The sequence below is a fragment of the Paucisalibacillus globulus genome (genome assembly GCF_900184735.1).
Classification (GTDB): Bacteria; Bacillota; Bacilli; order Bacillales; family Amphibacillaceae; genus Ornithinibacillus; species Ornithinibacillus globulus_B.
The window spans coordinates 245,216-265,197 of the sequence record NZ_LT855393.1; the positions used below are offsets into that span (position 1 = coordinate 245,216).

The following is a 19,982-nucleotide window of genomic DNA, read 5'->3' on the forward strand; positions in this document are numbered from 1 at the left end:
TATAGCTTCCGTTAAAGTTGGACAAACTGGTTACTAGTTTTAACGGAGGTGGGGAAAATGGAAGAAAGAATCGTAGAATTAGAGTGTTGTGGGATTTGCGAGGAGAAAAAGCATCGTGGAATTCATCTATACCATATGTTTATTTGCACGGATTGCGAATACAATATGATTCATACAGAACCTCGCGAGGAAAAGTATAATTACTATCTACAAAAATTAAAAAATATTAATCAACCTACTTTATTTTCATAGATTTATCGAGAAGGCCTTTGCATTATTTTTTTGCAAAGGCCTTTTTTGTTGTTATGATATTTTTAGACTATTTTGGTATAGTTTGGTACTACTGATAGAAACTGTGCGGCTATTTATTAAATTGGGGGAGCATCATTCCCGCTACGGAAATACACTCCGCTTTTACTGCCAGCACAGGGGCGACATCTGTTCGAAAAGACCTCACAGTGTCTGCCTTGCCGCGGGCGGCTGGTGAGCCTCCTCAGAGCTGAAGCTCCTGCGGGAAAAGCACGTGTCCGAAGACCCCGCAGAGGTGAACTTTCCTCGAGGAGGCTGAGGCCGGGCCCGCGGAAAGCGGAGTATTCTGCCGGAGCGGTATCATCATATCTTATATTGTTACCACACATTTACCTTTTACTATCCGTTAGATTAAACTAAATGGAGAATACAATCTTCTAGAAAACAAACTATTTATTAGCTTTGGAGAGGAAATTTAACATGGATCACTATAAAAAGCCGTTATTAAAACGGATTATCGAATTTACTAAAGAAAATTCTATTTCATTTCATGTTCCAGGACATAAAAATGGTGCTGTTTTTTTAGAAGCAGCAAAGCCATATTTTGAGTCTATCTTACCTATTGATGTAACAGAATTGACTGGTTTAGATGATTTACATGCACCACAAGAAGCGATAAAAGAGGCACAGGATTTAGCAGCAGATTATTTTGGAGCAGAGCACACATTTTTCTTGGTTGGTGGTAGTACAGCTGGAAACTTGGCTATGATATTATCCGTATGTAATCCTGGAGATACCATCATTGTTCAACGTAATAGCCATAAATCCATTATGAATGGATTGGAATTAAGTGGGGCAAAGCCAATTTTTATCAGTCCAGAGTTTGATGAAACTGTTCATCGCTACACGGCTCCAAGTTACGAAACGGTGGAACAAGCTATTGTAAGCCATCCAAATGCAAAGGCTTTAGTATTAACCTATCCAGACTACTTTGGGAAAACCTACGATATCAGGAGGACCATTGATTTAGCACATCAATATCAAATTCCTGTGTTAGTAGATGAGGCACATGGTGTTCACTTTTCCATTGGTGAACCATTTCCAAAGTCTGCTATTTACTTAGGAGCAGATATTGTCGTACAATCAGCGCATAAGATGGCTCCAGCAATGACAATGGCATCCCTATTACATGTAAACTCTAAACTTATTTCTAAAGATGATGTAGCTCATTATTTACAAATACTACAGTCAAGCAGCCCATCCTATCCACTGATGGCATCATTGGATGTCGCAAGATCCTATTTGGCAACACTTTCTAAAGAGGAACTAGATGCGATTTTAAAAAGTGTGATGAGCTTTAGAAGTGTGCTGGAGCAGGGAGAGCATTGGCAAGTTCTTCCGACCGATGATCCATTAAAAATAACACTACAGGTTAACAATAGGTTATCTGGATTTGAAGTAGCAGATTTTTTTGAGGCTCATCATGTGTATCCAGAACTAGCAACGGATAAACAAGTTTTATTCATTCATGGATTAAAGGTATTTAAAGAAACAGAGCAAATTGGAAATATCGTGAAAAGCTTCAAGGAAGAATATAAATATCTCCTAAATCATGCTACAATAGAGGTAAGTAACTTATTTAAAGAGCCTTTATCACAATTAGCAATAAGCTATCACGATATGTTCAAGCTTCCTAGAAAAAGGGTGCAATTGGAGGAAGCGGTCGGATACGTTGCTGCAGAAGCGGTTATCCCTTATCCGCCAGGTATTCCTGTTATGTTAAAAGGGGAACGTGTAACAGAAGAACAAATTAGGCTAATTCAGCATTTAATAAAGCAAGGCGCAACAATTCAACACCAGGATATTAAACAAGGCATCCAGGTTTTTGTTGGTGTCTAGCTTCAGGCACCAGCGACTAGCGAGACTTCCCTCACCTCCGTGCGATAAGTCAACATCGACTTAAGTATTAAAGGAAGGTCGACTAAAACCGGCCATTGCGGCCAACGTCGACATACCCCTATGAAGGGGCATGTTTCCTTTATCTCCTACGGCTCAGTCCAGTCCGTACGTCGCAAACTGTTGCCTTACGCATTTCTATTAAAAGGAGAAGGATTAAGTGAGTGGTTATTTTATAACGTTCGAGGGTGGGGAAGGAGCAGGTAAAACTTCTATTCTACATTCTTTAGCGAATAAATTAAGTGATTCTGGGTATGACGTTATAACGACACGGGAACCCGGTGGCATTGATATAGCAGAGAAAATACGCAACATCATTCTCAATCCATTACATACGGAAATGGATGGGAGAACAGAGGCACTGTTATATGCAGCAGCAAGAAGACAACATTTGGTTGAGAAGGTTTTACCAGCATTAGAACAGGGGAAAATTGTACTATGTGATCGTTTTATTGATAGTAGTTTAGCTTATCAAGGGTATGCAAGGGATTTAGGAATTGATGAAGTATTTAGTATCAATCAATTTGCAATTCATGACGCAATGCCAGACTTAACCTTGTTTTTTGATATTGAGCCTAGAAAAGGTTTAGAGCGAATTGCTTTAAACAAAGAGCGAGAACGAAATCGCTTAGATTTAGAAAATCTCGATTTTCATGAAAAAGTGTACGAGGCATATCAACTATTAGTCAAACGATTCCCAGAAAGAATCCATGTTATTAATGCAGATCAAACTATTGATAAAGTGGAAGAAGACAGCCTATCATTAATAACCCAATATCTAAATACAATAGAGTAAAGGGGGTTAGTAAAATGAAACTAGTTATGGCAGTTATCCAGGACAAAGACTCTAACCGATTAACGGATGCACTAGGAAAGAACAACTATCAGTCTACAAAGCTTGCAACAACAGGTGGATTTTTGAAAGAAGGAAATACGACACTAATTATCGGTTGTGAGGATGATTATGTAGATGAAGTCCTGCAAATCATTAAAGAAAATTGTTCTCAGCGGGAACAAATGGTAGCACCAATCTCGCCTATGGGTGGGAATGCTGATTCCTATATCCCAAGACCTGTGAAGGTTGAGGTAGGCGGAGCAACTGTATTTGTATTGCCAATCGAATCATTTTTTCAATTTTAATTAATGATTGAAAGGGGGCTGAGCGCGTGAAAATCAGTCAGGAAATGTTGAAACAGGTAGACACATCACAAAAGAATTTACGTACTAGAGAACCTAATCTTCCATCCTTCGGTAATTTAGTTCAGTCCCAAACCCAAAAACTGCAACAAACAGAGTTACAACGATTAATGAGTGACATTACGCTTCAAGGAGATCGTCTAGCACGATATCGTTCTTTTAAAGATTTAGTGAAGTTTAAACGATTAATAAAACGCTTTTTAGAAGAAGCTGTTTCGAGCGGTATGGACTTACAGAAGTCTCTTAGTTTTAGTTATACCGGCAGTAGTAGAAACTTAACTCTAGTGAAACAAATTGATGAAAAACTGATCGAATTAACAGAGGAAATTATGAGTCAAGAAAAGAAGACAGTAGACTTATTAGGACTTATTGGAGAAATTAAAGGTCTATTGATTAATTTATATACGTAAATGGACAAGCACTTAAATAGGTAGGGATTAGGATGAAAACGTGGTCTGAAGTAGCGGAAATACAACCAATGGCTAGTAAAATTATTACCAATAGTATTGTGAAGGACCGCATTTCACATGCTTATTTAATTCAAGGTGCACGTGGAACTGGGAAGGAAGCAATTGCTGTCTTAATTGCTAAGGTCTTGTTTTGTGAAAATCTATCAGGTGTTAATCCGTGTTTGGATTGTAATGCATGTAAACGAATAGATTCTCGTAATCACCCTGACGTCCATTGGATTGAGCCAGAAGGCCAATCTATTAAAATTGAACAGATAAGAAATTTACAAAAAGAATTTACCTATTCTGGTCTTGAGTCAGATCAGAAAGTTTATATGATAAAAGGCGCTGAAACGTTAACGGCAAATGCGGCGAATCGGATTCTCAAGTTTTTAGAGGAGCCAAGCCAAAAAACAACAGCTATTATGTTAACCGAGAATAGCCAATCTATTCTACCAACGATACGTTCTCGTTGTCAGAACATTGATTTACAACCATTAAATGCTCTTAAGTTCCAAGAGAAATTAGTAGAATCAGGATTAAATGAAGCAAGTGCAAAATTAATGAGTGCACTTACTAATAATCTTGATGAAGCAATGGAATGGAGCCAAGACGAGTGGTTTGCCGAAGCAAGAAAATTAGTGGTACAATTAGTAGAAACATTTACAGATAATTCAAATGATGTGTATCTATTTATACATAATCATTGGTTACAACATTTTAAAGAGAGAATTAAAATCGATCAAGGCATCGATTTATTGCTTTTAGCTTTTAAAGATATATTATATTCTCATCTAGATAATGAAGAATCACTTGTGTTCTTCCAACAAGATGAACAATTAGAGCGTCTTAGTATGTACTTTTCACAAGAAAAACTGATTTCCATTTTACATGGATTACTAGATGCAAAGAGAAAATTGAAGCAAAATGTCCATCCAACACTTGTGATGGAACAGGTGACACTTCAAATAGAGAGGTGAAATGAATGATTGGGGTAATTGGTGTCCGCTTTAAGAAAGCGGGTAAAATATATTATTTTGATCCAGCAGGGCAAGATATAGAATTAGATAGCTATGTTATCGTAGAAACTGTCCGAGGGATTGAATTTGGTAAAGTTGTTATTGCTAACAAGCAAGTAGAGGAAGAAGATGTTGTCCTTCCATTGAAGAAGGTTATCCGTGCAGCTACCGATAAAGACAAACTAACGGTAATGGAAAATAAAGAATATGCAGATAAGGCATTTGTTGCTTGCTCGGATAAGATTGAGGAACATCAATTAGATATGAATCTAGTGGATGTGGAATATACATTTGACCGAAATAAAATTATCTTTTATTTTACAGCAGATGGTCGTGTTGATTTCCGTGAACTAGTAAAAGATTTGGCAGCAATGTTTAAAACACGAATTGAATTAAGACAAATTGGTGTTCGTGACGAAGCAAAAATGTTAGGCGGAATAGGACCTTGTGGTAGAATGCTTTGTTGTTCAACATTTTTAGGGGACTTTGAACCAGTTTCCATCAAGATGGCAAAGGATCAAAATTTATCATTAAATCCGGCTAAAATATCCGGTTTATGTGGAAGATTAATGTGTTGTCTTAAATATGAAAATGATGAATACGAAGAAGCAAAACGAGAATTACCAGACTTAGGAGAACATGTGAAAACTCCTCATGGAGAAGGAAAGGTCGTTGGTCTTAATATTCTTGACCGTGTAATTCAAATCGAAATTCCAGCAAAAGAACGTGTTATTGAATATACCTTGGATGAACTCATCGAAGAAGGAATAGTGACAGCTCAGCGCCAAGAATAATGGAGTGAGTCGAAATTGCAAAAGAGAAAAATATTTGACCAAGTATCAGATATGGAAAAACAAATTGGTGAATTATATGAACAACTTGGCGACTTAAAAGGAAGGCTAAGTGACCTGCTAGAAGAAAATCATCGCCTAGAAATGGAAAACCATCATCTAAGAAATCGTTTAGATGGATTCGATAATGACCAAGAAAGTACTGGTGATGGTATCGAAATAACGAAAATTCCAAGTGAAGGTTATGATAATCTAGCTAGATTGTATGAAGAGGGTTTTCATATTTGTAATTTAGAATTTGGCAGTCCAAGAAGAAATGAAGATTGTATGTTTTGTTTAGATTTTCTAAGCAAAACTAAATAACGTATAATGTAGCTGTCTGGATATGTTCAGACAGCTTTTCTTTTTAACTAGTTGAAAATGGAGCATGCTACCAAACAAGTTTGGCATGCATCCGGGAAACTGGATTATGCTCCTGTACGTGTCGAGGATGTGCCCGTGAATCCGGATTATGCGCCCAAACTTGTCAAGGATGTGCCCAGGAATCCAGATTATGCACCCAAACAAGAAGAGGATGCACCCAAGCACAAAAACCATGCATCAAACAAAACCAACATTCTACCCACCAGAAAGGAATTTTACATATGGTTCAATTATATGATGATGAGAGGCTTGACTATTTAACTGCTGATGAAGGTATGCAGATCATTCAAAGCCCGACTGCTTTTTCTTTTTCGCTAGATGCAGTATTATTAGCTAATTTTGCGTCTATACCGATTAAGAGGGGAAATATTTTAGACTTATGCAGTGGTAATGGAGCAATTCCGCTCTTATTATCGAGGAAATCAAATGCTAATATTGTTGGTGTTGAGCTACAGGAACGTATTATAGATATGGCAAAACGAAGTGTGGAGCATAATCAATTAGCTAATCAAATTCAGATGCTGCAAGGTGATATCCGAAATTTGAAAGGGGAATTACACCAATCTAGTTTTGATGTAGTTACTTGTAATCCTCCATACTTTAAAACACCTTCTGATACGGAACATAATCAAAATGAATATCTAACCATTGCAAGACATGAAGTGTATTGTACGTTAGAGGATGCGGTAAAGGCATGTAAATTACATGTAAAGCCTGGGGGGAAGGTTGCTATGGTTCATCGCCCAGGTAGACTGGTTGATATTGTGACAACCTTTCGTATGTATAAACTCGAACCAAAACGATTACGTCTTGTTTATCCTAAAAGAGGACGAGAAGCAAACATGTTATTAGTGGAAGGGATCCGCGATGGGAAGGCAGATTTGCATATCTTGCCACCGTTATACATTTATAATGAGGACGGAACCTATACAGAGGAAGCAAAGGAGATTATTTATGACTGATTACGAACACACCGTATATATCCTAAAATGCGGTGATGGCTCATTATATACCGGTTATACGAATGACCTTGAGAACAGGTTGAAAGTACATGAATCAGGAAAAGGTGCTAAATACACCAGAGGACGTGGGCCTTTTCAGGTCATGTTAGTGGAGAAGTTTCCGACGAAGGAAGCGGCAATGAAGCGGGAATATGAGATTAAGCGATTAACTCGTAAAGGAAAGTTTCAATTAATACGAGATAAACTGAAAGAGGTCATGAAAAATGATGATTCAAAAGAGCTTTGAGAATCGAAGTGAAGGGTCATTATATGTTGTCCCAACACCAATTGGGAATTTAGAAGATATTACATATCGGGCCCTTTCTATTTTAAAATCGGTATCGGTTATTGCTGCTGAGGATACGAGAAATACCATAAAGCTACTGAATCACTTTGAGATCTCTACTCCGCTTATTAGTTATCATGAACATAATAAACTAGGTCGTGAAGACCAGTTGCTGGAGAGACTTGCAAATGGGGAATCTATTGCTTTAGTAAGTGATGCTGGAATGCCTGCTATTTCCGACCCAGGATACGAGATTGTAAAAGCGGCAACAGAACAGAATCTCTCTGTCATTGTGTTACCAGGTGCTAATGCAGCCCTTTGTGCGTTGGTTGGGTCTGGGTTACCTAATAAGGAGTTCTTATTTTATGGTTTTTTACCTCGGAAGCAAAAGGAAAAGGAAGAAGAACTAGAAAGACTAGGAAGATACAAAGCAACACTGCTTTTTTATGAGTCACCATACCGAGTAAAAGACACATTAAAAGCTATTCAAAAACAACTTGGAAACCGAAACATAGCCATTGCACGTGAATTAACAAAGCGATTTGAAGAGTATGTACGTGGTACCACAGAAGAATTAATCGAATGGGCAAGTCAACATGATCCAAGAGGTGAATTTTGCATTGTGGTCGAAGGTAATAGTATAGAGCAGCAAGAGGAAGTGGAGATATGGTGGAGCGATTTAGAAATTCCTGCTCATGTAGACCATTATATTAATGAAGAAGGATTAGCGAGTAAAGATGCTATCAAACAAGTAGCAAAAGATCGGGAATTACCAAAGAGAGAAGTATATCAGGCGTACCATATTGAGTAACTGCATACGCTACGGATATACCACTCACTCCGTAGTTATTTACGAATCACAACATCTGTACCAAGCGTAACCCTTGAGGATAAATCCAGAACATCTTGGTTATACATCCTAATACATCCAAGAGAAACATTCTTACCGATAGAAGACGGATCATTGGTTCCGTGAATACCGTAATGAGGTTTGGATAAGCCCATCCAGAATGCTCCATACGGCCCACCTGGATTAGGTTGTTTATTGATTATCTGATAACTCCCAAAAGGTGTTGGTGTGACCATTTTTCCAACTGCTATTGGATATGTCTTTATTAGTGTGCTACCATCGAAAAGTTTTAGCTCATGTCTTGTTGTCGAAACGTTAATCCAATACACCATCATAGTCCACTCCAGTTTTTTTGATATTGTATGTGGAAAATTAGGTGATTGTTCAGAATAGGAATGAACTTACATGGTCAAAAGTCGAAATTCAGCCATCAAAAAAAGAGCTTGGTATCAATCAAGCTCTTTTTTTCTTATTTAAAATGAGATTGGATTTCATTAATTAATTGTTTTGCTCCCTCAGGACTCAACACTATTTTTCCATTTGCTAATGAAACATTGTCATCAGATGACTCCCCAGTGATCTGACAAGCCATATTTGGCTGATACTTTTTCAACACAACTTTATCATTATCGACATAAATTTCTAAAGGATCTTTAATATTAATATCCAGTGTTCTACGAAGTTCAATCGGAATAACGACCCTTCCCAATTCATCTACCTTTCTTACAATACCAGTAGATTTCATATACTTCCCCTCCTCCTACTCGCTCTATTTCGTCACTTTTCGACATATTTCTTTTGCTATATTAGCAAACCTTTCTACTACTGTCAATTCTGTTGATGTAATACAATAAATAATAGGAAAATTGTATTAATTGGCAGTATTCTTTTGTTCAATTACCCAATTACGAACAAAGATAAACCAATAATTTGAAAAAAATTAATATTAATTCCAATATAGTAAAATATATCTACCCAGCTTAGAGTCTAAAATAGGAACTAATCGCTAATAATTCAAGATAGAAGAGTCAGGGCTAATAAGAAAAAATGGAAATATACCATAAAAATCGATACAATAGAAGAATCATAAAGGATTCGAGGAGGCAATCTGATGAGTGAACAAAAGACATTTTACATAACCACTCCAATATATTATCCAAGTGGAAAATTACATATTGGACATGCATATTCTACCGTAGCAGGGGATGCAATTTCCCGTTATAAGCGGATGCGTGGCTATGATGTCCGTTACTTAACTGGTACGGATGAGCATGGCCAAAAAATTCAACGTAAAGCAGAAGAAAAAGGAGTTACCCCGCAAGCATATGTAGATGAGATTGTGAGTGGTATTCAAGACCTTTGGAAAAAGTTAGAGATTACCAATGATGACTTTATTCGTACAACCGAGGAGCGTCATACGAAGATTGTTGCGAAGATATTCGACCAATTAGTGAAACAAGGCGATATTTATCTAGATGAATATGAAGGTTGGTACTGTACTTCAGATGAATCATTCTTTACTGAGCGACAATTAGTGGATGGTCAATGCCCGGATTGTGGTGGAAAAGTAGAAATGGTTAAAGAAGAATCATACTTCTTTAAAATGAGTAAATATGTCGACCGCCTTGTACAATATTATGAAGAGCATCCAGAGTTTATTCAACCGGAAAGCCGTAAAAATGAAATGCTAAATAATTTCATCAAACCTGGTCTAGAAGATTTAGCTGTATCTAGAACAACATTTGACTGGGGCGTTAAAGTTCCTGGGGATCCAAAGCATGTTATCTACGTATGGATTGATGCGCTAAGTAACTATATAACAGCACTAGGATATGGCACTGATAATGATGAGAATTTCAAGAAATACTGGCCTGCCGATGTTCATTTAATGAGTAAGGAAATTGTCAGGTTCCATACCATTTATTGGCCGATCATGTTAATGGCACTTGATTTACCATTACCGAAAAAAGTATTTGCACATGGTTGGATATTAATGAAAGACGGCAAGATGTCTAAATCTAAAGGGAATGTGGTAGATCCAGTAAGCTTAATAGACCGTTACGGATTGGATGCACTACGTTACTATCTACTACGTGAAGTTCCATTCGGTTCAGACGGTGTCTTTACACCTGAAGGTTTCGTAGAACGTACAAACTTCGACCTAGCTAATGACTTAGGAAATCTATTAAATCGTACTGTTGCCATGATTGAAAAGTACTTTGATGGAAAACTTCCAGAATACCGTTTAGGAGAAACAGAAGTAGATGAGTCCTTAGAGGCAATGATTAACGAAACGGTTAAACAAGTGGAGGATTCACTAGAAAATATGCAATTCTCTGTTGCCCTATCTTCTATCTGGCAATTAATTAGTCGAACAAACAAGTATATTGATGAAACGGCCCCTTGGGTTCTAGCAAAGGATGAAGCGAGTACAGCAAGACTTGGTAATGTAATGGCTCATCTAGCAGATTCCTTACGTGTTGTTGCCGTTATGCTACAGCCTTTCTTAACCAAAGCGCCAGTTGAGATTTTTAAACAACTAGGGATTCAGGATGAGGCCCTAAAAGAATGGGAAAGTGTCTATGAGCTTGGACAAGTAAAAGCAGGAACAACGGTTCAAAAAGGAAATCCAATTTTCCCTCGTTTAGATGTGGAAGAAGAAGTTGCGGCAATTAAAGCAATGATGCAAGGACCTAAAACAGAGGAAAAAGAAGAACAAGATACCGACAAGAAGGCAGAAATCGTATATGACGATTTCATGAAACTAGATATGCGAGTAGCAGAAGTAATACACGCTGAAAAGATGAAGAAAGCAGATAAGCTATTAAAAATTCAACTTGACCTAGGCACGGAAAAACGACAAGTTATCTCAGGAATAGCTAAATTCTACACACCAGAAGAAATGATAGGCAAAAAAGTCATCTGCGTAACCAACCTAAAACCAGTCAAACTACGCGGAGAAATGTCAGAAGGAATGATCCTATCCGGCGAAGACCAAGATGGAAACCTATCCCTAGCAACAGTAGAACAAACCCTACCAAATGGGTCTATTGTTAAATAGGTTGTTATTTTTGTTAGTTATTTAATAAAGGAATGTACCTATGATTGTTGCACTGAGCGATCCGAATACACGGAGACTCCTTGAAAAAGAAAAGCACTTTTTCTGCGTGCGATGTTTCGCTGACGAAGCCTTCCTTGTCCTGCGGGAGAATAGGCTTCGGTGAGACCCCGCAGTGCGAAATAGGGGTTCAAAGGCTAAAAACGCCTCATCCTGAGGCAACGCCTTTGTGACCAACATCCTGTTGGCCCGAGGCTCACCAGCCGCCCGCGGCAAGGTAGACACTGCGACGGTTCTTTCGAGCAGATGTCGCCCCTGTGCTGACAGTAAAAGCGGAGTGTATTCGGATCGCGGTTAACAATCGAAGACATAAATGGAAAGGTCAGCATACTACAAAACATGTAGAATCCTGACCTTTTCTAATAGAAAGGACAAATTCACATGTTATTCGACACACACGTACACCTCAACGCTGAACAATTCAAACAAGACCGAGAAGAAGTAATCAAACGCGCCTTTGACACAGGAGTAAAATACATGACCGTTGTCGGATTCGATCGAGAAACAATCCCCCTCGCCATCGAAATTGCCGAACAACACGATACTATTTATGCAGCGGTAGGCTGGCATCCAGTAGATGCAATCGACATGACAGACGAAGATCTAGAGTGGATTGAAGAGCTATCCAGTCATCCAAAAGTAGTTGCCATTGGCGAAATGGGTCTCGATTATCATTGGGATAAATCTCCTAAAGATATTCAGAAAGAAGTATTCCGAAAGCAAATTCGATTGGCCAAAAAAGTGAACATGCCAATCATCATTCATAATCGTGAAGCAACCGAGGATATTATCGAGATTCTACAGGAAGAAGATGCAAAAGAAGTTGGAGGAATTATGCATTGTTATAATGACTCTGCAAAATATGTCCAAACCTGTCTAGATATGAACTTTTATATATCACTAGGGGGTCCTGTAACATTTAAAAATGCCCATCTACCTAAAGAGGTCGCAGTAGAAGTTCCATTAGAACGACTTCTTGTTGAAACAGATGCTCCTTTTTTAGCTCCACATCCAAATAGAGGGAAACGCAATGAGCCTGCCTATGTAAAATTAGTAGCAGAAAAGATTGCAGAATTACGAGAGATTTCTTTAGAAGAATTGAGTGAAAAAACAACCGAAAATGCTCTCAAATTATTTAACATTAACCAGTGAATAGTAAATTTTAACTAAAAAAAACATAAATTTTTCACTTTTTTAGACCATATAGACTAGAAATGTTTCTAGTCTTTTTTCTTTGCCCAAAAGCTAGTGATAGCAAGAGTTTGACCCTATTCTGTCATGGTTATGAAACAAGCTTTTATTGCCAATGTAACCAAATTGTAAAATAACCGTAATCCTATAAACATTTACAAAAACATAATACTGTCTATATAATCAACTCGAATAAGGAGGCAAGATGCATGCGAATTCTTTCAAAGCTATTGCCGGCCTCGAAACGGATGCTGGTCAATTCAAGTATTGGTATTGTAGTGCTTTTAACATTTGCTAGTGTAATGCTATTTTATGCAACACAGAATGAAGTAGTATTTGCTGAAAATGGAGAAGATAGAACCATAGATACACATGCTGATACAGTTGAAGAACTACTAGAAGAAATAGGAATTGAAGTTGGAGTTCATGATGCACTATCGCATGATTTACATGCAGAGATTGCAGATGGAATGAAGATTGAATATAAGAAAGCAAATCAAGTTATTGTAACCATTGACGGAAAGAAAGAAGAATTCTTTACAGTTGAAAATACAGTTAAAGATTTTCTAGAGAAAGAAAATCTATCAGTCTCTGAACATGATGCTCTTTCTCACCAATTAGACGATGAAATAGCAGATGGTCTTACCCTATCTATCACAAAAGCGTATCAAGTAGTGATTCAAGATGGTGAAAAAGAAAAGAAGGCATGGACAACTGGCGGTTCGGTTAAAGAATTGTTAGAGTCTAATAGTATAAAGCTTTCAAAACTTGATAAGGTAAAACCGGCACTAGATCAAACGATTTCTAAAGATACAGCTATCTCCATTGTTCGAGTAGAAAAGAAGACAGAAGAAGTAACAGATTCTATTGCTTTTCAAACAGAAACTCGTAAGGACAGTTCCCTTGCTAAAGGCAAAGAGCAAGTAATTGAAGCTGGAGAAGACGGATCCGTTGTTAAAACATATGAAGTTACATATGAAAACGGGGAAGAAGTAAATCGTGAATTAGTAGCGGAAGAGGTTACAAAAGAAAGTAAGAACCGAATTGTAGCAATTGGAACAAAAGAACCACAAAACTTAGTGACCCTATCTAGTGGGGATGGAAAAGAATTCACTATGACTGCAAGTGCATTTACTGCAACATGCAGTGGCTGTTCTGGTTATACTGCAACTGGTATTAACTTAAAAGCAAATCCTAATATGAAAGTTATTGCTGTAGATCCAAGCGTTATTCCACTAGGTACAAAAGTTTGGGTGGAAGGATATGGAGAAGCAATCGCTGGAGATACCGGTGGTAATATTAGTGGTATGCGTATCGACGTTCATGTACCATCAAAGGCTGATGCTTATAAATGGGGCGTAAGAAAAGTTAAAGTAATCATTTTAGACTAATGAATTCAATGCTCTTACCATGTTATAGTGGTAAGAGCATATTTTATTTTGCAAAAAAGCGAGGAACAACCAGTGAAGATAAAAGAAGTAATCGTTGTAGAAGGTAAAGATGATACAACTAAAATAAAATTAGCTGTGGATGCAGACACCATCGAAACGAACGGGTCAGCTATCAATCAAAAAACACTACAACAAATTAAACATGCCAAAGAGAAACGTGGCGTTATCATATTTACAGATCCTGATTATCCTGGTGAACGAATTAGGCAAATTATTAACGAAGCCGTACCAGGCTGTAAGCATGCGTTCTTAACAAGGGATAAAGCACGTGCCAAGCACCCAGCTAATAAAAGCCTGGGAATTGAACATGCCACTGTAGAAGCCATCCAACAAGCTCTAGAGGATGTATATGAATTAGCAGAGATAGAAGTATCGGATATTACAAAAGGCGATTTAATACGCCATCAGTTAATCGGAGGCCCTAATGCTAGTTGGAAACGTGAAAAACTTGGAGAGTTATTGCAAATCGGGCATACTAATGGCAAACAGTTACTAAAGCGGTTAACGATGTTTCAAATAACTAAAGAACAATTTGAAGAGGCAATGGAAAGAATAGAGCAGGAGGACATGCATGAATAAGAAATTTATCGCAACACCTGTACGTACAAAAGAGATTCTAAAAAAATATGGTTTTACATTCAAAAAAAGTCTAGGTCAAAATTTTTTAATTGATTCCAATGTACTAAAAAATATTATTGGTCATGCAGGAATTGATGAGCACGCAGGAACAATTGAAATCGGGCCAGGTATTGGAGCGTTGACTGAACAACTTGCTATCCATTCAGATAAAGTTGTTGCCTTTGAAATCGACGGTAGGTTACTATCCATCTTAGAGGATACGTTATCAGATTATGAGAATATCCGAATTATCCATGAAGATATCTTAAAGGCAAATGTACACCAGGTTATCAAGGAAAACTTTGAAGAAGACCAACCTATTCATATTGTAGCTAATCTTCCATACTACATAACCACTCCGATATTAATGAAATTATTACGAGAAGGATTACCAGTAGAAAGTATAACCGTCATGATCCAAAAAGAAGTAGCAGATCGCATGGCTGCTAAGCCAAATACGAAAAGCTATGGTTCTTTAACAATAGCTATTCAATACTATACAGAAGCAAGTGTCGTGATGAATGTACCGAAGACCGTATTCATGCCTCAGCCAAATGTAGATTCATCTATCTTAAAACTCGTGGCACGAAACGTGGCACCAGTACATGTCAAAGATGAAGATTACTTTTTTACCATTGTTCAGGCTTGTTTTGCACAAAGAAGGAAAACATTACGTAATAATTTATCCAGTCATTTTAAAGGGGTACTGGATAAGGATGTGATTAACCAAACGTTAGATTCCATTGGTATAGATGGAACAAGACGAGGGGAATCATTAGATATGCAAGAGTTTAGTGTGTTAGCTAATGCATTTTATGAATTGCAGAATTAAAAGGATGTCCTAAGCGGACATCCTTTTATTATGGGCATAAAGCACGCATACGGCTCTTTACTCATAGTCTATAGAGGAGAATGCTTTTTCTTCAGTGAAGGCTGTGAGGTGTGTATATGGAGCGTAGAACAAAAGGTGAATTAGTAACAAGGAAATCATATCATCATGATTTATTATTTCGTATTGATCAGATAAAACAGGAAAAAGCAGTCCTACATGGTGAGGATATTCGGTTAGTAGCAGATGCCCCTCTCGATGACTTAGTGAAAGTTGAAGAAAGGGATCTCGTTAAAAGAAGGCAAAAAGGAAAAGACCAAGAAGAATTTTCGTATCGTTTATTTCGACAAGATTATCAGCTAATGAAGGAAAAGCGTGATTACCAATCAACCGATGGCTACCAGTATACCGATTATTTCCAACTGCCAGCTAAAGTACTTCACTTAGATGGTGATCAAATGTATTTAAGAAAATGTATAGCCCTTTATCAACGTTTGGGACTTCAAGTGCATGGGGTTCATCTAAACGAGAAGGAGATGTCCTTTCATATTCGTTCTTTAATTGAGAAAATCCAACCAGATATTATCGTCGTGACAGGACATGATTCATTTTCCAAAACGAAAGGGTCAAAAGATGATATTCGTGCCTATCGCCATTCAAAATATTTTGCTGAAACCGTTAGAGAGGCTAGAAAGGTCGTCCCTAATTTAGATCAACTAGTCATCTTTGCAGGGGCATGTCAGTCCCATTTTGAATCATTAATACGGGCTGGAGCCAATTTTGCAAGTTCCCCACTTAGAATAAACATTCATGCATTAGACCCTGTTTATATCGCCGCCAAAATAGCATATACACCATTTATGGAAAAGGTAAATGTGTGGGATGCACTCCGCAATACGATGACAGGAGAGAAAGGGATGGGTGGTGTAGAAACAAGAGGGCTTCTTCGTACTGGATTACCTTATCTTACTGATAGTGACCAAGAATCCAGTGACTCGAGCGATGGAACAGTAAATTTAAAACTCGGCTAACTCCTTTAAAGTAAGTCGGGTTTTAATCTAATTTATACTGGTATCCTTTTGTCTAGTTAGAAGAATAAATTATATATTGTAAAAAAGGATACATAATCTGTCAATATTTTGTAATAATAAACTCAGATAGTGAAATTTACTTGTTGACATCAAAAAACATATCTTGTTATAATAAAAGATTTTATTTGACTTTTATACAAGCATGTGTTAAAGTATAAGTACAGTGAGGTGGAGTGTATTGGCTAAAACATTAACCGAAATCAAGCAAGGTCTTGAAGGTCAGATTGGTAAACGATTGACACTAAAAGCTAATGGCGGCAGAAGGAAGACGATAGAAAGAACGGGAGTACTAGCAGAAACGTATCCTTCTGTATTTATTGTTGAATTAGATCAAGACGAAAATGCTTTCGAACGTGTTTCATACAGCTATGCAGACGTACTAACAGAAACAGTAGAATTAAACTTCAATGAAACCCTTCATGCAAGCGCATCGTTAATGGATCAGTAACCTTTAAAGGATACTGATCCTTGTTTTTTTTATAACCTCTTTATTATTCTCACCACTTTATGTCCATGTAATTCACCTGAGACTTGGCAAAGATTAATTAATTGCATATAATTATTTGATAATTAAAACTTTATTTCTTAGGGGGACAATAACTAAAATGGGGACATTGGAGAATGCAACTACGGAACAAGTTTGGCAAAGTATAGAAGATAAATTGACTAATAACAAAGAACCTTATTCAGACATGAAAGGTACATATGAAATACAAATTACGGATGAGAATGTAACATACCAGCTCTCATTTCGTGATGGCAATTTTTCACTTAACAAAGATGGTAGTGATAAACCGGATTGTACGTTAAAAATGAAAAATGGGGTATTCAGAAAGTTCTTAGCGGGAAATTTAAATAGTATGACAGCATTTATGACAGGAAAACTTAAGGTTGATGGGAACATTTCCATGGCATTGAAGTTGGAAAGTCTTTTAAAGCAATATCAGTTTTAAGAAAGAATTTCCTGATTTACCTAGATATAACTTGGCTATATCCCCATAGCTTGAACAAACTAAGAATGTCGTAACAAGTTATAACAGGGAAGGGGTTGTTCTTTCATGGGTAGACGAGGGATCATGTCTGACCAACTGAAAGAAGAAATTGCAAAAGAGTTAGGCTTTTACGACACGGTGCAAAAAGAAGGCTGGGGCGGAATTAAGGCAAGGGATGCCGGGAACATGGTAAAACGTGCAATTGAAATAGCCGAGCAAAACATGCAGAGCAGATCATAAATGGTCTGCTCTTTTTTATTATTGGTGGAGAGCTCTCCTCAAGACCATTTTTGAATCTAATTCATTGCAAAAAGGTTGTGAGAGTGGTCCTCATAACCATTTCGAGTTCAATCAGTGCTAATAAGGTTATGAGGACCGTCCTCAAGACCAATTCGAGTTCAAATCAGTGCTAAAAAGGTTGTGAGCCCCTCCCCATAATTATTTCAAATCCAACAAACTCACAAAAAGTGCATAAACCCTCTACCTCATTACCATTCAAAAAACTACCCTACACCTAAAATACTCACGACATTATATTAATTTTCACACTATCAAGGACTCGCTTCCACCATCAAATGATATGTGTTACAATTTCCATACATGAAAAAAGTAGGTGACGGTTATGACTCATTTTGAGAAGGCGCCTGCTAAAATCAACCTGTCACTTGACGTTCTAAGGAAACGTGAAGATGGTTATCATGACGTGGAAATGATTATGACGACAGTTGATTTGGCAGACCGAATTGAGTTAAATACTTTAGTGGAGGATCGTATCGAAGTCTCATTATGGAGTAGATATGTTCCAAATGATGAACGGAATTTGGCTTATAAAGCTGCACAAGCATTTAAACAAAAATACAATATTAAAAAAGGTGTTCATATTAAGATTGAGAAGGTCATCCCAGTTTCTGCTGGTTTAGGCGGTGGTAGTACAGATGCTGCGGCGGTTCTACGGGGCTTGAATCAATTATGGAATATGAACATCCCAATTGATGAGCTTGCAAAACTTGGATCTACATTAGGGTCGGACATTCCGTTTTGTGTATATGGCTCAACTGGAATCGCAAAAGGATTTGGTGAGATAGTCGAGAAACTACCATCTCCACCTCCTTTTTGGGTTATATTAGCAAAACCAGACATTGGTGTATCAACCAGAACGATCTTTCAACGTGTGAAAGTGGATGAAATTAGCCATCCTAATACAAACGGTGTAATAGAAGCATTATATGAAAAGGACTTTACAAAGCTCTGTCATAACATCGGTAATTCATTAGAAGAGATAACAGCCTCGCTTCATCCAGAGATACTACGAATTAAAGAGAAGATGAGACAAGCAGGTGCTGCGGGTGTGTTAATGAGCGGAAGTGGCCCTACTGTTTACGGATTAGTTGAGCATGAAAGCAAGGCGCAAAGAATCTATAACGGAATGAAAGGGTTCTGTACCGAGGTTTATTTAGTGCGATTACTTGGATAAACTTGCTAAAAACATATAATGGTGGTATGTTTATATAAAATAATTCGGTTTTTGAGGTGAAAGCATGAAACGTAGTGGACGTTTAGTAGCATTAACTAATTTTTTTCTAGAAAACCCTAGGATTCATAAAAACCTACCATCGTTTTCGGATAAATATAATGCAGCAAAGGCATCTATTAGTGAGGATTTAGATATAATTGACGAGTTGTTTCGTGAAGAAGGAATTGGTTACTTAAAGCGTATCGCTGGTTCAGCTGGTGGTGTAATGTATATTCCAGAAGCATCAAGAGAAAAGGGCATAGAATTTGTTGATCAGTTATGTGAACGGCTAAAGGATCCAAATCGAATACTACCTGGTGGTTATCTTTATATGAGTGACATTTTAGGTGAACCATCTACAGTTCGTGAGATTGGAAGAATATTTGCTTCCAATTTTTCTAATTTAGAAATTGATGTAGTGGTGACGGTTGCCACAAAAGGAATTCCACTTGCATATGCGGTTGCATCCTTCCTAAATGTGCCGGTAGTCATTGTTAGGCGAGATCCTAAAGTAACAGAAGGTTCATCCGTAAGCATTAACTATGTATCGGGCTCATCGAGAAAGATACAAACCATGGTCCTCCCAAAACGCAGTTTCGAGGAAGGATCTAATGTATGTATTATTGATGACTTCATGAAAGCAGGCGGTACCATTAATGGTATAGTAAGCCTCTTAAAAGAGTTTAATGCCAATGTAAAAGCAATTGGAGTACTAGCAGAAGCAGATGATGAAGAAGAAGAACGAATCGTAGACGACTATACTTCTCTAGTAAAAATATCAGATGTAGATATAAAAGAGAACTTCATCTCCGTACAACGCGGTAATTTTATATAATTAATTAATTTGAGGTTGGAATACAACTAGTTTTGGGTAACGAAACGTTGTATACCAGCCTTTTTTCTATCTAATTTAATATTCTAAAAACTAGTAAAAAACATCTATTTTTTACTTTTTGTG

Annotated in this window: 24 protein-coding genes; 22 read left to right on the top strand and 2 right to left on the bottom strand. The window is 37.5% G+C overall.

What is annotated here, in order from left to right; translation table 11 throughout:
* Positions 1-57 precede the first annotated feature (57 nt).
* The 11 genes from BN999_RS13830 to rsmI all read left to right on the top strand — a co-directional run bounded on the left by BN999_RS13830 (position 58) and on the right by rsmI (position 8,182).
* Positions 58-252: a sigma factor G inhibitor Gin gene (locus BN999_RS13830; RefSeq protein ID WP_096272288.1), complete on the top strand. Its 195-nt coding sequence runs from the start codon at positions 58-60 to the stop codon at positions 250-252.
* A 477-nt stretch (positions 253-729) separates the two neighbouring features.
* The gene (locus BN999_RS13835; protein WP_096272290.1) at positions 730-2,148 is read left to right on the top strand and encodes an aminotransferase class I/II-fold pyridoxal phosphate-dependent enzyme; all 1,419 of its coding nucleotides are present in this window, start codon (positions 730-732) and stop codon (positions 2,146-2,148) included.
* A 217-nt stretch (positions 2,149-2,365) separates the two neighbouring features.
* Complete coding sequence (tmk, locus tag BN999_RS13840; RefSeq protein WP_096272292.1) at positions 2,366-3,001, top strand: dTMP kinase; 636 nt, start codon at positions 2,366-2,368, stop codon at positions 2,999-3,001.
* A gap of 14 nt (positions 3,002-3,015) precedes the next feature.
* Positions 3,016-3,345 (top strand): cyclic-di-AMP receptor, encoded by a 330-nt coding sequence (locus BN999_RS13845; RefSeq protein WP_096272294.1) that lies wholly within the window; start codon positions 3,016-3,018, stop codon positions 3,343-3,345.
* Between the two features lie 26 nt (positions 3,346-3,371).
* Positions 3,372-3,812, top strand: a complete 441-nt coding sequence (locus BN999_RS13850; RefSeq protein WP_255247476.1) for a YaaR family protein — start codon at positions 3,372-3,374, stop codon at positions 3,810-3,812.
* Between the two features lie 32 nt (positions 3,813-3,844).
* A complete protein-coding gene (gene holB / locus BN999_RS13855) occupies positions 3,845-4,831 on the top strand; it encodes a DNA polymerase III subunit delta' (protein WP_096272296.1) in 987 nt (328 codons plus the stop codon).
* Positions 4,832-4,836: 5 nt separating this feature from the next.
* Entirely contained in the window at positions 4,837-5,664 is an 828-nt protein-coding gene (locus BN999_RS13860; RefSeq protein WP_096272297.1) for a PSP1 domain-containing protein, read from the top strand.
* Between the two features lie 15 nt (positions 5,665-5,679).
* Positions 5,680-6,024: a DNA replication initiation control protein YabA gene (gene yabA / locus BN999_RS13865; protein WP_096272299.1), complete on the top strand. Its 345-nt coding sequence runs from the start codon at positions 5,680-5,682 to the stop codon at positions 6,022-6,024.
* Positions 6,025-6,305: 281 nt separating this feature from the next.
* Complete coding sequence (locus BN999_RS13870) at positions 6,306-7,046, top strand: tRNA1(Val) (adenine(37)-N6)-methyltransferase (protein WP_096272301.1); 741 nt, start codon at positions 6,306-6,308, stop codon at positions 7,044-7,046.
* The gene (locus BN999_RS13875) at positions 7,039-7,332 is read left to right on the top strand and encodes a GIY-YIG nuclease family protein (RefSeq protein ID WP_096272303.1); all 294 of its coding nucleotides are present in this window, start codon (positions 7,039-7,041) and stop codon (positions 7,330-7,332) included. Before BN999_RS13870 ends, BN999_RS13875 begins: the two co-directional genes overlap by 8 nt.
* Positions 7,310-8,182, top strand: coding sequence for a 16S rRNA (cytidine(1402)-2'-O)-methyltransferase (gene rsmI, locus BN999_RS13880; protein ID WP_096272305.1), 873 nt, complete (start codon positions 7,310-7,312; stop codon positions 8,180-8,182). The genes BN999_RS13875 and rsmI overlap by 23 nt, the downstream gene beginning before the upstream one ends.
* Positions 8,183-8,217: 35 nt before the next feature.
* Here rsmI and BN999_RS13885 read toward each other — a convergent pair whose 3' ends face one another.
* The gene (locus tag BN999_RS13885) at positions 8,218-8,553 is read right to left on the bottom strand and encodes a L,D-transpeptidase (RefSeq protein WP_096272306.1); all 336 of its coding nucleotides are present in this window, start codon (positions 8,551-8,553) and stop codon (positions 8,218-8,220) included.
* Between the two features lie 137 nt (positions 8,554-8,690).
* The gene (locus tag BN999_RS13890; protein ID WP_096272308.1) at positions 8,691-8,966 is read right to left on the bottom strand and encodes an AbrB/MazE/SpoVT family DNA-binding domain-containing protein; all 276 of its coding nucleotides are present in this window, start codon (positions 8,964-8,966) and stop codon (positions 8,691-8,693) included.
* A gap of 366 nt (positions 8,967-9,332) precedes the next feature.
* Here BN999_RS13890 and metG point away from each other — a divergent pair, with 366 nt between their 5' ends.
* The 11 genes from metG to purR all read left to right on the top strand — a co-directional run bounded on the left by metG (position 9,333) and on the right by purR (position 19,859).
* A complete protein-coding gene (gene metG, locus BN999_RS13895; protein ID WP_096272310.1) occupies positions 9,333-11,282 on the top strand; it encodes a methionine--tRNA ligase in 1,950 nt (649 codons plus the stop codon).
* A 438-nt stretch (positions 11,283-11,720) separates the two neighbouring features.
* The gene (locus BN999_RS13900) at positions 11,721-12,491 is read left to right on the top strand and encodes a TatD family hydrolase (protein ID WP_096272312.1); all 771 of its coding nucleotides are present in this window, start codon (positions 11,721-11,723) and stop codon (positions 12,489-12,491) included.
* A gap of 248 nt (positions 12,492-12,739) precedes the next feature.
* A complete protein-coding gene (locus tag BN999_RS13905) occupies positions 12,740-13,921 on the top strand; it encodes a G5 and 3D domain-containing protein (protein ID WP_096272314.1) in 1,182 nt (393 codons plus the stop codon).
* Between the two features lie 72 nt (positions 13,922-13,993).
* Positions 13,994-14,560, top strand: coding sequence for a ribonuclease M5 (rnmV, locus tag BN999_RS13910; protein WP_096272417.1), 567 nt, complete (start codon positions 13,994-13,996; stop codon positions 14,558-14,560).
* Positions 14,553-15,431: a 16S rRNA (adenine(1518)-N(6)/adenine(1519)-N(6))-dimethyltransferase RsmA gene (gene rsmA, locus BN999_RS13915; protein ID WP_096272316.1), complete on the top strand. Its 879-nt coding sequence runs from the start codon at positions 14,553-14,555 to the stop codon at positions 15,429-15,431. The genes rnmV and rsmA overlap by 8 nt, the downstream gene beginning before the upstream one ends.
* A gap of 116 nt (positions 15,432-15,547) precedes the next feature.
* The gene (gene yabG, locus BN999_RS13920) at positions 15,548-16,459 is read left to right on the top strand and encodes a sporulation peptidase YabG (protein WP_096272318.1); all 912 of its coding nucleotides are present in this window, start codon (positions 15,548-15,550) and stop codon (positions 16,457-16,459) included.
* Positions 16,460-16,697: 238 nt separating this feature from the next.
* Entirely contained in the window at positions 16,698-16,967 is a 270-nt protein-coding gene (gene veg, locus BN999_RS13925; protein ID WP_096272320.1) for a biofilm formation stimulator Veg, read from the top strand.
* A 157-nt stretch (positions 16,968-17,124) separates the two neighbouring features.
* A complete protein-coding gene (locus BN999_RS13930; protein ID WP_096272322.1) occupies positions 17,125-17,472 on the top strand; it encodes an SCP2 sterol-binding domain-containing protein in 348 nt (115 codons plus the stop codon).
* Between the two features lie 105 nt (positions 17,473-17,577).
* A complete protein-coding gene (locus BN999_RS13935; RefSeq protein ID WP_047986267.1) occupies positions 17,578-17,751 on the top strand; it encodes a small, acid-soluble spore protein, alpha/beta type in 174 nt (57 codons plus the stop codon).
* 382 nt (positions 17,752-18,133) lie between these two features.
* Positions 18,134-18,985 carry a 4-(cytidine 5'-diphospho)-2-C-methyl-D-erythritol kinase gene (ispE, locus tag BN999_RS13940; RefSeq protein ID WP_096272324.1) on the top strand — a complete coding sequence of 284 codons (852 nt, stop codon included), beginning with the start codon at positions 18,134-18,136 and terminating at the stop codon, positions 18,983-18,985.
* A gap of 64 nt (positions 18,986-19,049) precedes the next feature.
* Positions 19,050-19,859, top strand: coding sequence for a pur operon repressor (gene purR, locus BN999_RS13945; protein WP_096272326.1), 810 nt, complete (start codon positions 19,050-19,052; stop codon positions 19,857-19,859).
* The last annotated feature ends 123 nt before the right edge of the window (positions 19,860-19,982 follow it).

Excerpts from the sequence above, each read along its gene's own strand:
- BN999_RS13900 (WP_096272312.1), top strand. The coding sequence starts at position 11,721 with ATGTTATTCGACACACACGTACACCTCAACGCTGAACAATTCAAACAA.
- BN999_RS13930 (WP_096272322.1), top strand. The coding sequence starts at position 17,125 with ATGGGGACATTGGAGAATGCAACTACGGAACAAGTTTGGCAAAGTATA.
- BN999_RS13860 (WP_096272297.1), top strand. The coding sequence starts at position 4,837 with ATGATTGGGGTAATTGGTGTCCGCTTTAAGAAAGCGGGTAAAATATAT.
- rsmI (WP_096272305.1), top strand. The coding sequence starts at position 7,310 with ATGATGATTCAAAAGAGCTTTGAGAATCGAAGTGAAGGGTCATTATAT.
- BN999_RS13870 (WP_096272301.1), top strand. The coding sequence starts at position 6,306 with ATGGTTCAATTATATGATGATGAGAGGCTTGACTATTTAACTGCTGAT.
- purR (WP_096272326.1), top strand. The coding sequence starts at position 19,050 with ATGAAACGTAGTGGACGTTTAGTAGCATTAACTAATTTTTTTCTAGAA.
- BN999_RS13890 (WP_096272308.1), bottom strand. The coding sequence starts at position 8,966 with ATGAAATCTACTGGTATTGTAAGAAAGGTAGATGAATTGGGAAGGGTC.
- BN999_RS13835 (WP_096272290.1), top strand. The coding sequence starts at position 730 with ATGGATCACTATAAAAAGCCGTTATTAAAACGGATTATCGAATTTACT.
- BN999_RS13845 (WP_096272294.1), top strand. The coding sequence starts at position 3,016 with ATGAAACTAGTTATGGCAGTTATCCAGGACAAAGACTCTAACCGATTA.
- holB (WP_096272296.1), top strand. The coding sequence starts at position 3,845 with ATGAAAACGTGGTCTGAAGTAGCGGAAATACAACCAATGGCTAGTAAA.
- BN999_RS13885 (WP_096272306.1), bottom strand. The coding sequence starts at position 8,553 with ATGGTGTATTGGATTAACGTTTCGACAACAAGACATGAGCTAAAACTT.
- BN999_RS13935 (WP_047986267.1), top strand. The coding sequence starts at position 17,578 with ATGGGTAGACGAGGGATCATGTCTGACCAACTGAAAGAAGAAATTGCA.
- BN999_RS13905 (WP_096272314.1), top strand. The coding sequence starts at position 12,740 with ATGCGAATTCTTTCAAAGCTATTGCCGGCCTCGAAACGGATGCTGGTC.
- BN999_RS13830 (WP_096272288.1), top strand. The coding sequence starts at position 58 with ATGGAAGAAAGAATCGTAGAATTAGAGTGTTGTGGGATTTGCGAGGAG.
- BN999_RS13875 (WP_096272303.1), top strand. The coding sequence starts at position 7,039 with ATGACTGATTACGAACACACCGTATATATCCTAAAATGCGGTGATGGC.
- metG (WP_096272310.1), top strand. The coding sequence starts at position 9,333 with ATGAGTGAACAAAAGACATTTTACATAACCACTCCAATATATTATCCA.
- yabG (WP_096272318.1), top strand. The coding sequence starts at position 15,548 with ATGGAGCGTAGAACAAAAGGTGAATTAGTAACAAGGAAATCATATCAT.
- rsmA (WP_096272316.1), top strand. The coding sequence starts at position 14,553 with ATGAATAAGAAATTTATCGCAACACCTGTACGTACAAAAGAGATTCTA.
- ispE (WP_096272324.1), top strand. The coding sequence starts at position 18,134 with ATGACTCATTTTGAGAAGGCGCCTGCTAAAATCAACCTGTCACTTGAC.